At 32.9% G+C, this 15,509-nt stretch carries 11 protein-coding genes; 1 reads left to right on the plus strand and 10 read right to left on the minus strand.

The window, feature by feature from the left end:
• Positions 1-43 precede the first annotated feature (43 nt).
• On the minus strand, positions 44-1,549 hold the full coding sequence (locus J2127_RS00585; protein WP_209731527.1) for a hypothetical protein: 1,506 nt from the start codon (positions 1,547-1,549) through the stop codon (positions 44-46).
• Between the two features lie 638 nt (positions 1,550-2,187).
• Between J2127_RS00585 and J2127_RS00590 the strand changes: the two genes are divergently transcribed.
• A complete protein-coding gene (locus J2127_RS00590) occupies positions 2,188-3,876 on the plus strand; it encodes a glutamate--tRNA ligase (RefSeq protein WP_432442922.1) in 1,689 nt (562 codons plus the stop codon).
• A gap of 481 nt (positions 3,877-4,357) precedes the next feature.
• On the opposite strand, the gene rpsJ is transcribed toward J2127_RS00590, so the two are convergent.
• The 9 genes from rpsJ to rpoA1 all read right to left on the minus strand — a co-directional run bounded on the left by rpsJ (position 4,358) and on the right by rpoA1 (position 15,327).
• Entirely contained in the window at positions 4,358-4,666 is a 309-nt protein-coding gene (gene rpsJ / locus J2127_RS00595) for a 30S ribosomal protein S10 (protein WP_209590404.1), read from the minus strand.
• Between the two features lie 101 nt (positions 4,667-4,767).
• Positions 4,768-6,054 (minus strand): translation elongation factor EF-1 subunit alpha, encoded by a 1,287-nt coding sequence (gene tuf, locus J2127_RS00600; protein WP_209731529.1) that lies wholly within the window; start codon positions 6,052-6,054, stop codon positions 4,768-4,770.
• 309 nt (positions 6,055-6,363) lie between these two features.
• A complete protein-coding gene (locus J2127_RS00605; RefSeq protein WP_209731530.1) occupies positions 6,364-8,547 on the minus strand; it encodes an elongation factor EF-2 in 2,184 nt (727 codons plus the stop codon).
• A gap of 336 nt (positions 8,548-8,883) precedes the next feature.
• Positions 8,884-9,450, minus strand: coding sequence for a 30S ribosomal protein S7 (locus tag J2127_RS00610; RefSeq protein WP_209731531.1), 567 nt, complete (start codon positions 9,448-9,450; stop codon positions 8,884-8,886).
• A gap of 171 nt (positions 9,451-9,621) precedes the next feature.
• Positions 9,622-10,065 carry a 30S ribosomal protein S12 gene (locus J2127_RS00615; RefSeq protein WP_209590397.1) on the minus strand — a complete coding sequence of 148 codons (444 nt, stop codon included), beginning with the start codon at positions 10,063-10,065 and terminating at the stop codon, positions 9,622-9,624.
• 146 nt (positions 10,066-10,211) lie between these two features.
• A complete protein-coding gene (locus tag J2127_RS00620) occupies positions 10,212-10,772 on the minus strand; it encodes a NusA-like transcription termination signal-binding factor (protein WP_209731532.1) in 561 nt (186 codons plus the stop codon).
• Between the two features lie 15 nt (positions 10,773-10,787).
• Complete coding sequence (locus J2127_RS00625; RefSeq protein WP_209731533.1) at positions 10,788-11,087, minus strand: 50S ribosomal protein L30e; 300 nt, start codon at positions 11,085-11,087, stop codon at positions 10,788-10,790.
• Positions 11,088-11,391: 304 nt separating this feature from the next.
• Positions 11,392-12,555, minus strand: coding sequence for a DNA-directed RNA polymerase subunit A'' (gene rpoA2, locus J2127_RS00630; protein ID WP_209731534.1), 1,164 nt, complete (start codon positions 12,553-12,555; stop codon positions 11,392-11,394).
• Between the two features lie 105 nt (positions 12,556-12,660).
• On the minus strand, positions 12,661-15,327 hold the full coding sequence (gene rpoA1 / locus J2127_RS00635; protein WP_209731535.1) for a DNA-directed RNA polymerase subunit A': 2,667 nt from the start codon (positions 15,325-15,327) through the stop codon (positions 12,661-12,663).
• Positions 15,328-15,509: the final 182 nt, after the last annotated feature.

Genomic DNA, 15,509 nt, shown 5'->3' on the forward strand with positions numbered 1-15,509 from the left:
AATATAATACGAATAAGTATAAAATAAAAAAATAAATAATATTTTATTCGTTATTTACTTTTTTAGAATATATAACAAGTTTACTTTCAAATTTGAATTTGGTAGATTTTGGGTTTAAATCTGTCCTTAATGCTTTTTTATAGGTTTTAGGACCACTTGCTACATATTTTGGGTGATGGGTATGCTCAGAATGTTTACTTACCACTCTAGAATTATCGTTGTTATTCCCATAAGATTTAAATTTAGGTCTTGAATACTTATTTTCATCCCTTAAATTAGTTTTATGGGTAGGTCTAGCTTTTCTAGCAGTGTGCATACTTGTTGGACTGTTCAATGTCTTTTTTCTTGAACTTACAATGGAAGGTTTAGAATTTGATTCTGATTTATTCTTTAAATTCTTTCTAGTATTTTCTTCTTTATTGTAATGGCGTTTTACCGTATTTGAGCCAGTATTTACTCTATTATTTACCCTACTACTGGTCCCTTTATTATATGGTCTGCTATTTGTTCTAGTTGTTCTGTTAGTCCTATCTGTTCTATCTATTTCATCTGCCCTATTAGGCGAATTACCCTTTAAATTATCTCTAGCGCCTTCAAATTTGGAGTTTTTAGGTCTTTCTTGAACACCTGCTCCCTCAGTATCATACTTCTTATAAGTACCATGGTTATTTGAATAGGTTTTATTAGGTCTTTTATAGGAATTTTGCCTGTTAGCGCCGTTACGTCTCCCATTGTCTTTTGAATCCATTGCATCGGAACTATTTAAATTATCCCTTATTTTATAATTATTATTATTATTATTATTATTATTATTATTATTATTATTGCCATTACTATTGGTATTAATATTAGTATTTCTATTATTTCTGTTATTGTATCTATCATTAGTAGTTATATCATTATTGGCTCTATTGTTTCTATTATATCTTGGCTTACTATATGTATTATAGGAATTACGTCCATTATCGTCGTTATTGCCCTTATTGTGGAAAACTCTCCTGTTAGCGGTTTTAGGTCTTTCCTCACTATTGAAGGTCTTAGAATTATTTGCGCCGTTAGAGTTTAACACTTTGGAATATCTTTTAGAATTGTGGTTCATGCTTTCCTTATGTTCGTTATGTTCCTTATTTTCTTTGTTTTCGTTGTAATTTTTGCCATTTGGACGATTTTGGTATGGCCTATTTACTCTTTTTGTAGCATTCTCATTATCTTTGTTTACGGTTGTTTTTTTATACGTTTTTCTACCGTTTGTAGCTTTAAAAGGCGTTTTGCTTTCCACGTTTTTATCTTCTTTAGGTTCCGGAGTTTTATAACTTTTATAACTTTTATAACCATTCTGAGTATTGTTACCATTGTTGCTGTTATGGGTGCTATGAGTACTATGAGCCCTAGAACTTCTATTGCCCCTAACTTGATAGTTATTTTCGGTATTATTCGAATCTTTGGTATTGTTTGTATTTCTATAATTCCTATTATGTTTCGTATTACCATTAGCTCTATTATTATTAGAACTAGGTCTGTTATTAATTAAATTATTCTTGTTTTCCATTTCTTACACCATTAATTATTAAAAAAATTGCATAAAATTGCATAACCTACAAATCTCTAACAAAGCTACTTGTCTTCATTTTGGCATGATTTAAACTATTCTCAATCATAATATTGTGCAAAACACTTGAAATCTACAATATTATCGACAATAAAAGATATATAAGTGGTTAAAAAGGTTATGTGCAGATTTTTATAATTATACATCAAATTATATAAAAGTTTCTACGATTCTAATTTAATATTTAATTAGTATTTAAAGTAATACTTAGATTACTATTTAAATAGTATTTAAATTAAATATTTCAATTTAGTACACACAGATATATATTCCACAATATATTATCATTGTTTGTATGTTATAATAAATATATATAGGTAATTGAAAAGTGTAATTACACTTAAAAAAGATTATTTTATAAATATATCAAACATAAAGTACTATATTGTACCATAAATTGCTAAATCATATAAATGAGAATATCGAATATTGTATGATGATATAAACTTAAATTTTATAAGTTTAATTTAAATTAATTGTTTAAATCTAATTTGAGATTTGAATAATATAATCTTATAATTAAAATTAAAATAAAATAAAATTGTGGTGTAATAATGAGCAGTACACTTTCGGAAGATGTGAAAAACGTAGTTATAAAGTATTTACTTCAAAATGCTATAAAATACGAAGGAAAACCTAATCCTAAATCAATAATGGGTAAAATGTTAGGCGAAAACCCAGATTTAAGAAAACTTGCAAAAGACATCAATCAAAATATTGGTGCGATTGCAAAAGAAGTTGAAGATATGGGTTTAGAAGCTCAAAAACAAAAACTTTCAGAAATTGCTCCTGAAATGATGGGCGAGAAAAAAGAAAGAAAAAAGAAAGAAATTGAGCTTAAAAACGTGGATACAAAAAAAGGCGTTGTAATGAGATTTGCACCAAATCCGTCAGGACCTCTCCATTTAGGTCACGCTCGTGCAAGTGTTTTGAATGATTTCTTTACTAAAAAATACGATGGAAAATTAATATTAAGGTTAGAAGATACCGACGCTAAGAGGGTACTTCCTGAAGCTTATGAAATGATACAGGAAGACCTTAAATGGTTAGGCGTTAAAGTTGATGAAGTTGTTATCCAATCTCAAAGACTTGAAACATACTACGAGTACGGTACTAAATTAATTGAAATGGGTCACGCTTACGTTTGCGACTGTGATGCGGAAGAATTTAGAGAATTAAAAGCTGAAGGAATAGCTTGTAAATGTAGAGATAATAGCTCAGAAAAGAACCTTGACTTATGGAACAAAATGCTTTCTGGAGAATTGGACAACGTTGCAGTTAGATTAAAAACAGATATTGAACATAAAAACCCTTCAGTACGTGATTTCCCAATCTTCAGGATTGAGCACACCCCGCACCCTAAAAATGGAACAAAATATGTTGTTTACCCACTTATGAACTTATCTGTTACCGTTGATGACCATTTAATGAGTCTTACACACGTTTTAAGAGGAAAAGACCACATTGTAAACACTGAAAAACAGAAATACATATTTGATTATATGGGTTGGGAAATTCCAGAATACTTACACTACGGTATCTTAAAAATAGAAGGTCCTGTTTTAAGTACCTCAAAAATGCACGCGGGTATACTAGAAGGCGAATATTCTGACTGGGATGACCCTAGATTAGGTACACTCGGAGCAATGAGAAAAAGAGGCATAAAACCAGAAGCAATTTACAAAACAATGGTCGATATCGGAATTAAACAAGCAGATGTTAGATTTGCGTGGGAAAACCTTTACGCAGTTAACAAAGATTTGATTGATGCAATTACAAAAAGATTCTTCTTTGTAGCTAATCCTAAAAAAGTTATTGTTACAGGTGCAGCCAATAAAACTGTTGAGCTAAGGATGCATCCTGATAAAGATATGGGTATGAGAACGTTAACATTTGACGGGGAAATCTACCTATCAGGTACCGATAACATTGAAGCAGGTAAGATGTATAGGCTTATGGAATTGTTTAACATAGTTATTGATGAAGTAAGCGAAGACGTTGTTTATGCGCACTTTGATAGTGAGGATTACATGGTTGCAAAAGAGAATAGGGCAAACATTATTCATTGGGTACCTGCTAAAGATAGCGTTAAGGTTTCAGTTATCGATGGTGATGGTATTGAAACAGAAGGTTATGCGGAAAAAGACTTTGCAGTTGTAAAAGAAGATGAAAGTGTACAATTTGAAAGATACGGATTTGTTAGAATTGATAAAAACGAATTGGATTCAGATGCTAAAAAAGTAACCTGCTATTTAACCCATAATTAATCGTGTAATATATGATTAAAATATATTGATTAAATAAAATATCATTTATTTCTATTTTTTACGTTATATTTTTTATAAAATTTCTAAATAATATTTCTAAAATTTCTTAATATTTCCAAAAAACTATTTTAAAAAAGCTCATTTAAAGATAATACACCGTATTTACTATGAAATACGGTCACAACATACACTGCAATTACTGTGAATTGCAGTATAATTAATCATTGATTTCATAGTATATAAAGATTAATATCAAATTTAAAGAAAATACTCGGATATGTATAAGTTAAAATTAATTATAAAACAATAATATAATATTATAATAAAATAAAAAAAACTAAAATAATTTAAAAAGAAAAAGGTTATTGAAATCCCATTATAGGGAAAACAATATTTTTCATGGCTTATGAAATATTAATAATTTTTAAAAAAAGCCTTCAATTATTGATATCAAACATCTTTAAGTACTAACTATAATCAATTAGTTTCTTAATTCGATTTCAATTTGAACGGTTTCAGGGATTCTTACTTTCATGATGTGTTTCATGGTTCTTTCGTCAGCTTCGATGTCGATAACTCTTTTGTGAATTTTCATTGTCCATCTGTCGAATGATGATGAACCTTCACCGTCGGTTGACTTTCTTGTTGTAACTTTTAATGTTTTTGTTGGTAATGGAATTGGACCTGCTAAATCAACACCTGTTTTTTCAGCGATTGCTTTAATTTGGTCACATACACCGTCTAATTCTGTATGTTTTGTACTTGATAATTTTATTCTTGCTTTTTGCATAATTTAGCCTCATTTAAGGTATGTAGTGAATTTATAAGAATTATAATAAGTATAAGAATTATAATTAAATTAAAAAAATTAAATAATTAGAATTAATCTAATTATTTGTTTTTAGCTACAACTTTGATACACATACCAGCAGCAACGGTCATACCCATATCTCTGATAGCAAATCTACCGAGTTGTGGAATTTCTTTAACGTTTTCAATAACCATTGGTTTTGTTGGTATTAATTTAACGATTGCAGCGTCACCAGCTTTTAAGAAGTCTGGATTTTCTTCTAAAACTTCACCAGTAGCTGGGTTTAATTTTTTGCTTAATTCCCCAAAGGTACAAGCAATTTGTGATGTGTGTGCGTGGAATACTGGTGTGTATCCTGCTGTGATAACTGAAGGGTGTTGTAAAACAACAATTTGAGCGTCGAATTCAGCTGCAACTGATGGTGCGTTGTCAACTGGACCTAAAACGTCTCCTCTTTTGATGTCTTTTTTACCTACACCTCTTACGTTGAAACCAATGTTGTCTCCTGGTTCTGCTGAAGGTAACTGTTCGTGGTGCATTTCCACTGTTTTAACTTCTCCTACTGATCCTGAAGGTTCAAATACAACTTTGTCTCCTGGTCTGATGATACCTGTTTCAACTCTACCAACTGGAACTGTACCTACACCGGTGATTGAGTAAACATCTTGGATAGGTAATCTCAATGGTAAGTTTGTTGGTTTTTGAGGAGGTTGGAATGAGTCAATAACTTGAGCAATTGTAGGACCTTTGTACCATGGTGTGTTTTCTGATTTTTTGAATACGTTGTCACCGTGTAATGAAGCAACTGGGATGAAAGGAACTGTGTCTGGGTTGTAACCTAACATTTTTAATAATTCGTCGCCTAACATCTTTTTCATTGCGTTGTAGTCAGCTTCGTTGAAGTTAACTGTGTCCATTTTGTTAATTGCAACAGCTAATTGGTTTACACCCAATGTTCTGATTAAGAAAATGTGTTCTCTTGTTTGTGGCTGAATACCGTTGTTGTGGTCATCTACGTTAACAACTAAAACAGCTGCGTCAGCTTGTGAAGCACCGGTAATCATGTTTTTAATGAAGTCTCTGTGGCCTGGGCAGTCTACGATTGTTACTTCGTATTTGTCGGTAGGGAATTTTTTGTGAGCGATGTCAATTGTAACACCTCTCTCTCTTTCTTCTTTTAAACCGTCCATAACGTAAGCAAATTCGAATCCAGCTTTACCTTTTTCTTCAGCTTCTCTTCTTAATCTTGCGATTAACTGAGGGTCGATAGCTCCACCGTCTAATAATAATCTTCCTACTGTGGTTGATTTACCAGCATCAACGTGTCCGATAAATGCAACGTTCAATATTGGTTTTTCTTTTGCCATATTGTCACCTGTATTTATTCTTGTTTTATTTGATTTTTGTAAGTATAATTTATCTTATTAAGAGATTTCTAAATAAGTATAATTTGTAATATGATAGTAAAAATGAGTATATATATTTTATGGTATATTGTTAAAATCTTTTGGATTTTTCAAAATTAATCATGATTAATCGTGTAAGATTTTTATGCCATAAATGTAATTTCTCAAGTTTACAAGATTGAATAATTAAATATGAATTAATTGATATTATAAATATACTGCAAATTATTACAATTTATTATAATTTCACTATATATAATTCATATGTAATTATTCTGTTTTTAAACCTTTTCTTGATCTGATTTGTTGAACAATCTTAGGTTGTAATTCTCCAGGTACTTTTTCGAATCCTGAGAATTCAACAGACCAGAGACATCTACCTTGGGTAGCCCCTCTGATTGCACCAGCGAATCCGAACATTTCAGCAACAGGAACGCTACCTTTAATAATTGACATGTCACCTTCTTGTTCCATATCAACGATTTGGCCTCTTCTGTTGTTGATTTCTTTCATACCGTCACCCATGTAATCTTGTGGGGTGTTGATATATACTTTTTGCATAGGTTCTAATAATACTGGTTTAGCTTGTGTAATAGCGTCTCTAACACCGAATCTTACCGCAGGGATAATTTGTGCTGGACCTCTGTGGATTGCATCTTCGTGGAATGTTGCATCCATTAATTTAACTTTTACACCTTGAACTTTCTCAGCAGCTAAAGGACCGTTTCTTACAGCTTCTTTGAAACCTTCGATGATTAACTCTCTAGCTTCGTCTAACTGTACGATACCTCTTGTTAAGTTTGTGATTAAGTTACCGCCCATGATTGACATAACTTTTTTAGCTTCGTCTTTTGGTAAACCAGCTGCTTCAAACCTAGCTTCTGCTTCTGATGAGATTTTTCTCTTGAAGTCTTCATCTTTTAAGTCGCCTTTAACATATGCTTCGTATACACTGTCTTCTAAAGGTTCTACGATGAAGTACAACTTGTTGTGTTTGTTTGGTGATTTTCCTTCAATTTCAGGGCTTGTACCATTAATTGTTTCTCTGTAAACAACGATTGGTTCACCAACATCAACTTCGATACCTGTATCTCTGCCGATTTTTGTGTTTGTGATAACTTCGATGTGGAGTTCACCCATACCGCTGATCAAGTGTTCACCGGTTTCTTCGTTAATTTCCACTCTAACTGTGTTATCTTCTCTTGCGATTTGTCTTAATACTTCGATTAATTTTGGCAAGTCTTTTGTGTTTTTAGCTTCAATAGCAACTGTAATAACAGGTTCACTTACGTGGGATAAACCTTCGAAAGCTTGTTCCATTTTGTTTGAGAATGCTGAAACTGTTTCCCCTGCGGTTGCTTCTTTTAAACCTGTGATAGCACAGATGTTACCTGCTGAAATGCTTGGTACCTGAACTCTTTCTGCACCCATGAAAACTGAAACTTGTTGAGCTCTTGCTTTTTGTTGTGCACCAATTAAAAACAATTCGTCACCTTGTTTCATTCTTCCTGAGAACAATCTGCATGCTGAGATAGCTCCTGCGTGTTTATCAACGATAATTTTTGTGATAACACCTGCTAAAGGACCGTTAGGGTCACAGGTCATCATTGATTTACCAACTTCTGACTCAATGTCTCCTTTCCAAATATTTGGAATTCTGTACTTTTGAGCTTGAACTGGGTTTGGTAAGTGTTTAATAACCATGTCTAAACATACTTCGTGTAAAGGTGCTTTGTCAGCTAATTCTTTTTGTCTTTCATCGTTACAGAAATCAATGATATCTTTGAATGAAATACCTGATTTTTGCATGTATGGTACTGAAATAGCCCAGTTGTTGTAAGCTGAACCGAATGCTACTTTACCACCCATAACGTCACATAACCATTCTTTTTTGAACTCTTCAGGAGCCATTTTTTCGATTAAGATGTTAACTTCTGCGATGATTTTCATAAATCTTCCTTGTAATTCTTCAGGAGTTAACTTTAATTCGTTGATTAATCTGTCTACTTTGTTGATGAATAAAACAGGTTTAACTTTTTCTTTTAAAGCTTGTCTTAAAACTGTCTCAGTTTGTGGCATTACACCTTCTACTGCACAGCATACAACGATAGCACCATCAATAGCTCTCATTGCTCTTGTAACGTCACCACCGAAGTCAACGTGACCTGGGGTATCGATTAAGTTAATTAAGTGTTCTCCGGTTTCTGATTGGTGAACCATTGACACGTTAGCAGCGTAGATTGTAATACCTCTTGCTGCTTCTTCTTCATCAAAGTCTAAAGCAAGTTGGTCTCCCGCTAATTCTTTTGATATCATACCAGCACCTGCTAAGAGGTTGTCTGATAATGTTGTTTTCCCGTGGTCGATGTGTGCACAGATACCGATGTTTCTGATTTTATCGTGGGTTTCCATTAAACTGGTAACCTTTTCTACCATTTTTGCTCTTCTTCCCATTATTTCACCGAATCGAATAATTGATTTTGAAGTTTGAAGAATTATATTTAATTTTATAATATGTAATTAATCCAAGTACAATAATTAGTAATATAATCATTTTAGAATTATTTATCAATTTTATCAACCATTTATTAATTAAAAGTTAATTAATAGATAATTCATACCTTAAGATTATTGATAAATTATTTAAGATTACAATTTCAATATTTACGAATAAATTGAAAAGAATTATTATAATCATAAATAATACATCATTTAATACGATTATAATATAATTATTGCATATTTACAAAGATTGTAAAGATAAAGAATAGAGATAGCTCAATATTGCGCTTATCTTGCTGATTGAGCAACTCTTTCTTTTTCTTCTTTTTTCTTTACAGCAAAGCTTTTTTGCATGTCTGCTTTTGAAGCTGAAACAATTTCTTCAGCTAAACAGTTTGCAATTGATTTTTTGCTTTTTCTTGCTGAATTTAAAGCACCTAATGAGATGTTTCTTATAGCAGTGTCTAATCTTCTTACAGGTGAAACGTCAACTGATTGTAAGAATGCGATACCACCGTATGAAATTCTTGTTGTTTCTTCTCTAGGTCCTGCGTTTTCTAAAGCATCTACTAAAACTTGAACAGGGTTTTCCTTTGTTCTTTTTTCGATGATTTCTAAGGCTTCTTCCATAACTGCTAAAGCTTCGTATTTTTTACCAGTATTTGTTTGTTCAGCCATTAATTTGTTTAAAACTCTTTCTACAATGTTCATTTTTGATTTATCGAACATTTTCTTTGAGTATCTTCCTGCGGTGTGAGGTACTAAAACAGGTTCTAAGCTAATGTATGTTCTTAAGCTTGGATCTTTAACTGTAACAGCTTCACAATCCCATTTATTGAACAATTTAATTTCCAAAATTTCACCGTCCATTGTTATTTTTGTGATTTGTGATTTTGTTTTCCGAATGTTTTTCCGAATTTATTGATAATTATAAATTATTAGTCTTAAGTTAAGTATTAAGTTAAATAAATTTTAAAATTAAAATTAAGATTAAAATTAAGATTAAACTTTAAAAATTTAAAGAGCTTATCTTTTAACTTTTTCTTGTTTACCTTTAACTAATTCTCTGATTGAGTTTTTACCAACCATTACAACTTTATATCTTACTCCAGGAATATCCCCTTTAGCTTGACCTGTTGGACCACCGATTCCTTCGATAACTACTTCGTCGTGCTCGTCGATGAAGTTGATAGCGTGGTTACCTGGTGCAAATGCGGTAATAACTTTTCCGTTTTTAATTAATTGAACTTTTACACATTTTCTGATAGCAGAGTTAGGTTGTTTTGCTTCGAGACCTACTTTCTCAACAACAATACCTCTTCCCATTGGAGCACCTTCTAATGGGTCAGCTTTTAATTTTAAGCCTAATTCTCTGTTAACGAATTTGTACTGGTGCCATTTGCTTTCTTTTCTTTTTAAGAATAATTTTCTACCTGCAAATTCTCCTCTTGGAGCTTTACTTCCTGCCATTTAATCACCTATGACTAGCATATTCATAATTTTCCAATCAACTATATTATTAAATTATTGCATTATTAAATCAATTATTGATAGTATAATTATGTAATAACTAATAAATTTTAATAAATAAATTCAGTCGATTTTAAATTCTTAAATTATTCTGCATTTTGTGTTTCGGTAGCTTCAGGAGCTTTTACAGCTTCAGCTTCAGGTTTAACTTCAGGTTTAACCTCTTCAGCTTTTACTGGTGCATCCTCTTTTTTAGCAACCTTTTTATTATCTTTTCTTAATCCTGCGATAACTTTGATGTTTTTAACACCAGAAAGTCTACTAACTAAATCAACTGCGGAATCAATTTTCTTTCCTTTGTCTCCGATAATAGCCCTTCTTAATTTAGGGTGGATTCTTAAGTATACTACTAAATCGTCACCAAATTTTTTAGTCCAAACATCTTCTAATTCTACAGGTGCGAATATGTTTCTAATAAATTGTTTTACATCTTCGGAATATTCGATTAAATCGATTTTTCTGCCAAATTTTTCGGTTGCGTTTCTTACGTTTTCTCCACCTTTTCCAATAGCAGCACCGATATCTCCTTCCTTGATGACAAATGTAATTTTTTCCTCATCAGCTACTGAATCAATGACGTCTGCGCCAGTCATTTTTTCAAATAAACTGATTCTCATTATATCTTCTGTATTAAGTTTAATTCTCATAAAACATCACCTGAATTATTCTTTGTTTAAGTTTAAAATAGATGAGTTACCAGGTTCCATTACCACTAATGCGGATACAGGGAATGGTTTACCACAAATAGCTCCGAGTTCAAGTGATGTGGCATCGTGTACGTATAATTTAACGCCTGATAATTTAGTATAATATTCTAAATCTGCCATAACGTCTTTCGCACAATTACCTGCAACAATTAATAATTGCCCTTCACCGTGTTTTACGTTCTTAACAGCTTGTTTTGTACCTAATACTACTTTACCAGTATCTACAGCTACTCTGATTGCTCTGTTGATATCCATAATTTACCTCCTTCTCAGTTTTCTCCAGAGGGGTGTTTCTTTCCGATGCTATTCGCAATTTAGAAAAAAAGTCCTCCAATTAATAAATTACAAAGTTTTAATTTATTAATCGATTAATCATTTTTATTGCACAAATGTTATTTGTACCGTTTTGACTAATACGAAATATTTAATAGTAATACGTTATTTTTATACTTTTGCATGGTTCAAAATTTTTAAAATAACAAACTGTGAAATTACAAATAAATAAAACATATTAAAAATGGATTAAAAAAATATTAAATAATAATATAGAATTATTTAATTAAATATTACCTTCTTCGTATTCTCTTTTAATTCCTACGTTTATACAACCTGTACCAATAGAAATAGGTTTACCAACTATGATGTTTTCTACAACACCATCTAATTCATCGGAGTAACCTCTCATTGATGCAGAGTATAAGTGTTTAACAGTTTCTTCGAATGCTGCTCTTGCAAGAACGGAAGCTTTTTCCCCACCGATACCATGTCTACCGATTGGTTTTACGACACCATCTGTGGTCATCAAGTCTGAAACCATCATCAAGTGTCTTGGGTCTACTGTCAAACCTTGGTTTGATAAAGTAGCAGCCATCTCGTAAATGATTGCATTTCTTGCAGCTTCAACACCTAAAACATCTTGAATTTCGATGATATTGTTGGTTGTTGTATTTGAAGGGTCAACACCCTCAATTTCGAATACTTCTTTTAAGTTGGAACCTTCACTGTACAAAATGTACTCTTCAGAACCATCTTCTTTTCTAATAATAACCCTGTTAATGTTAGATACACCTTTTAAGTGTATTGCTCTTACCTTAGGAAGTCTTTTTCTTAAAGCTTTTAATGTAGGGGTTTTAATCTTCAAATTTAAAACATGACCATCGTCTTCAATTTTCAATTTCATTTTTGATTTAATTGAATTAATAACATCTTCAACGGTTAACATTCTTTTTTCTAACTTTTCAGCGTTTAAGATTATAGAAATACATTCTTCTACAAGGTTAACACTTATGTTGTCAGCTACTGACTCAACGGTTGTACTTTCGATATTCTTAGCCACCTGTTGAGCTTTTTCTCTGTCGTATTTGTATTCTTCTAAAAGATTAATTGTCATTGTAGGTGTGGAAGGCTCTTTTCTTGCGTCTACAATCTCAATCATCCTTGGCAAACCCAAAGTAACGTTTAACTCTGCTACCCCTGCGTAGTGGAACGTTCTCATTGTCATCTGCGTACCAGGTTCCCCGATTGATTGAGCTGCTACGACACCAACAGCCTCTCCAGGTTCTACTAATGTTCTTTCATATGCAATTTGTGTTTCTTTAATGATTTCTTCAATCATTTCTTCGCTTTCGATATTTTCTTTGAGTATCTTGTTCAATAAATTTTGTTTCAATAACGGAGGGAGTTTTAAATCCATTATCTTATACTCTAAGTCTGCACTTTCCATTTTTTCACCCAGAATATGAATTTGAATTTATAATCTAAATTATAATACGTATATTATGATAATTTTAAAAATTTAATTAAATGTATATGATTATTTATCAATTATTTAATCAAATTTTGATTTAACTTTGGTGAATACTTTATCTAAATCTACTCCCTTACCGTGGTCTGCCTTAGCAGGGTCTACTAAATCCTCACCATATTCAAATTGAACAACCAATCCTCTTGAATCTCTAACTGTTCCGTCGTATTCTGCTCTGATATCCTGTAAAGCGTTTACAAGTCTTCTTTGCATGTAACCGGATTGTGCAGTCCTTACCGCCTGATCCACTAAACCTTCTCTACCACCCATAGCGTGGAAGAAGTATTCTGAAGGTGATAAACCTTTTTTATAACAGCTTCTTACGAAACCGTGTGATTTTGCGTCAAGGCTTCCTTTTCCGAAGTGTGGTAACGTTCTATCCCTGTAACCTCTGAATACTCTACCACCCCTAACGGATTGCTGACCGACACTCGCTGCCATCATTGTAATGTTCAATAATGAACCTCTCGCACCAGTCCTTGCCATTAAAGCTGCGTGGTTATCTTTACTTAAGTATCTTTCAGCTACGGCACCAGTATCGTCCCTTGCTCTACCCAATATCTGCATGATGTAAGCTTCTCTTGATTCTTCGATGCCCCTACCAGGTAATGGGTCTAAGGTACCAGTTTCGTATTTTTCAACAACTGCGTCAACTGCATCTTCCGCGGTGTTTAAGATATTTTGAATTTCTTCAATTGCTTCTACAGGGATATCTTCATCATCAATACCTGTTGTGAAACCTTTTATCATCATTGCTTTGATAGACATTCTTGTTGCAGAATCTAAGAATTTTCTTGCAGCTTCTGAACCGAATTCCTTAACAATGGTGTTTAATACGATACCAGCTTCTGAACCGAAACCGTTTTTGTCGATTACACCTTTTAAAAGCTTACCGTTTTTAATTAAAACGTAACCTTCGTGTTCACAGTTTTCTTTTTTACAGTCATCACATTTTTTACAGGTTTTACTCTTGTATTCAAGGCTTAAACCTTCAGGTAATGCAGTACCAAACAAACTTCTACCGCTGTACAATTCTTCACCATTCTCAAGTACGTCAGGTTCTCCTAATCCAGATTTAAACCCTGCACTTCTTAAAAGTGATAAAGCTTGATCTTTGTTAAAGTTTGAACTTGTAAGAACGTAAGCACCTGAAATAAAGTCGTGAATAGCTCCAATGATTGGACCACCGAATCTTGGTGAAACGATGTGCTTCTCAACTAACATCAATGTTTCAGCTTCCGCTCTTGCTTCCTCGGATTGTGGAACGTGAACGTTCATCTCGTCACCATCGAAATCCGCGTTGTAAGGTGGACAAACACATAAGTTGTGTCTGAATGTTCTGTAAGGTAAAACTTTAACTTTGTGTGCCATGATAGACATTCTGTGTAATGAAGGCTGTCTGTTATACAATACAACGTCTCCATCCATTAAGTGTCTCTCAACAGACATACCTTCTTCAATATTTTCAGCCCAATGGTCTTTATTTTTGTCGCTTACTCTTATTGAAAAGTTTTCCTGTTTTCCTTCCTTATTTTTAATGGTTTTAATAACATAATTTACACCAGGGTGTATTTCTGAACCATTTTTAAGTAACTCTTTTATCTGGTCGATATTGTGCTCAGTTACTTTTTCAGGAACGGTTAATTCTTTTGCAATTAACTCTGGAATACCAACTTCGTTAATACTTAAACGTGGGTCTGGTGAAATAACAGTCCTTGCAGAGAAGTTAACCCTTTTACCTGCTAAGTTGTGTCTGAATCTACCTTCCTTACCTTTAAGCCTTTGTGCGAGTGTCCTTAAAGGCCTACCGCTTCTGTGTCTTGCAGGAGGAATTCCTGGAGCTTCGTTATCAAAGTACGTGTTTATGTGGTACTGTAATAAGTCCCATAAATCTTCAATAATTAAGTTAGGAGCACCACCGTTGATATTTTCCTCTAATCTTTGGTTAATTCTGATAATATCAACCAATTTGTGTGTCAAGTCGTCTTCACTTCTTTCTCCACTTTCAAGTGTGATTGAAGGTCTAACGGTAACCGGTGGAACCGGTAAAACGGTTAATATCATGTATTCAGGTCTTGCAACGATGTGGTTGATACCTAAAAGCTTACAATCATTATCGGGGATTTTTTCCAAGATTTCCCTAACTTCTGAGGAAGTTAATTGTCTAGAAGATTTACCATCGATTTGGTGGTATGTTGAAGGTTTATCATATTTGATATCATATTTAACTTCACCACATTCTGGACAAATACTACCTTTTGCAGCTTCTTTTAAGATTTCATCACATAATATCCACATGTCGCCCCCTTCTTCGAGTAATCTTTCCATTTTTTCCATATACTCGGCTTTTCGGGACTCTGATAATGTTACCTTACCACAGTGTGGACATGTTGCTTTTAAGATTTTGTAGATATCTTTTGCGAAACCGATGTGTACAACCGGTTTTGACAATTCAATGTGACCAAAGTGACCCGGACAGGTACCTACCCTACCACCGCAACTTTTACACACTAAACCAGGGTCAATGACACCCAATCTTGTATCCATCAATCCACCGTCGATTGGGTAACCATCGTCGTCGTATGTGTCTGCTGTAACTATTTTAGCTACGGACATTATCCTTGTTTGTTCAGGAGACAATAAACCAAAGGTAATGTTTCCAATTTCTTTTGGAACGTCGAACCCATTCATAAATTTTCACCTATGAGGTAAATTTTTTAGTTATTTCAATTTATTTCGATTATCTAATTATCCATATCTTGATAATTTCAACGATTTAATTTAAATTTTACTTAAATTTTACTTAAATTTTATTTATTTTGGATTATTTAAATTAAATAACGTGTTTTCCAATAACAATACTATTAAATTAA

Source organism: Methanococcus voltae (assembly GCF_017875395.1).
Classification (GTDB): Archaea; AGJL01; Methanococci; order Methanococcales; family Methanococcaceae; genus Methanococcus; species Methanococcus voltae_C.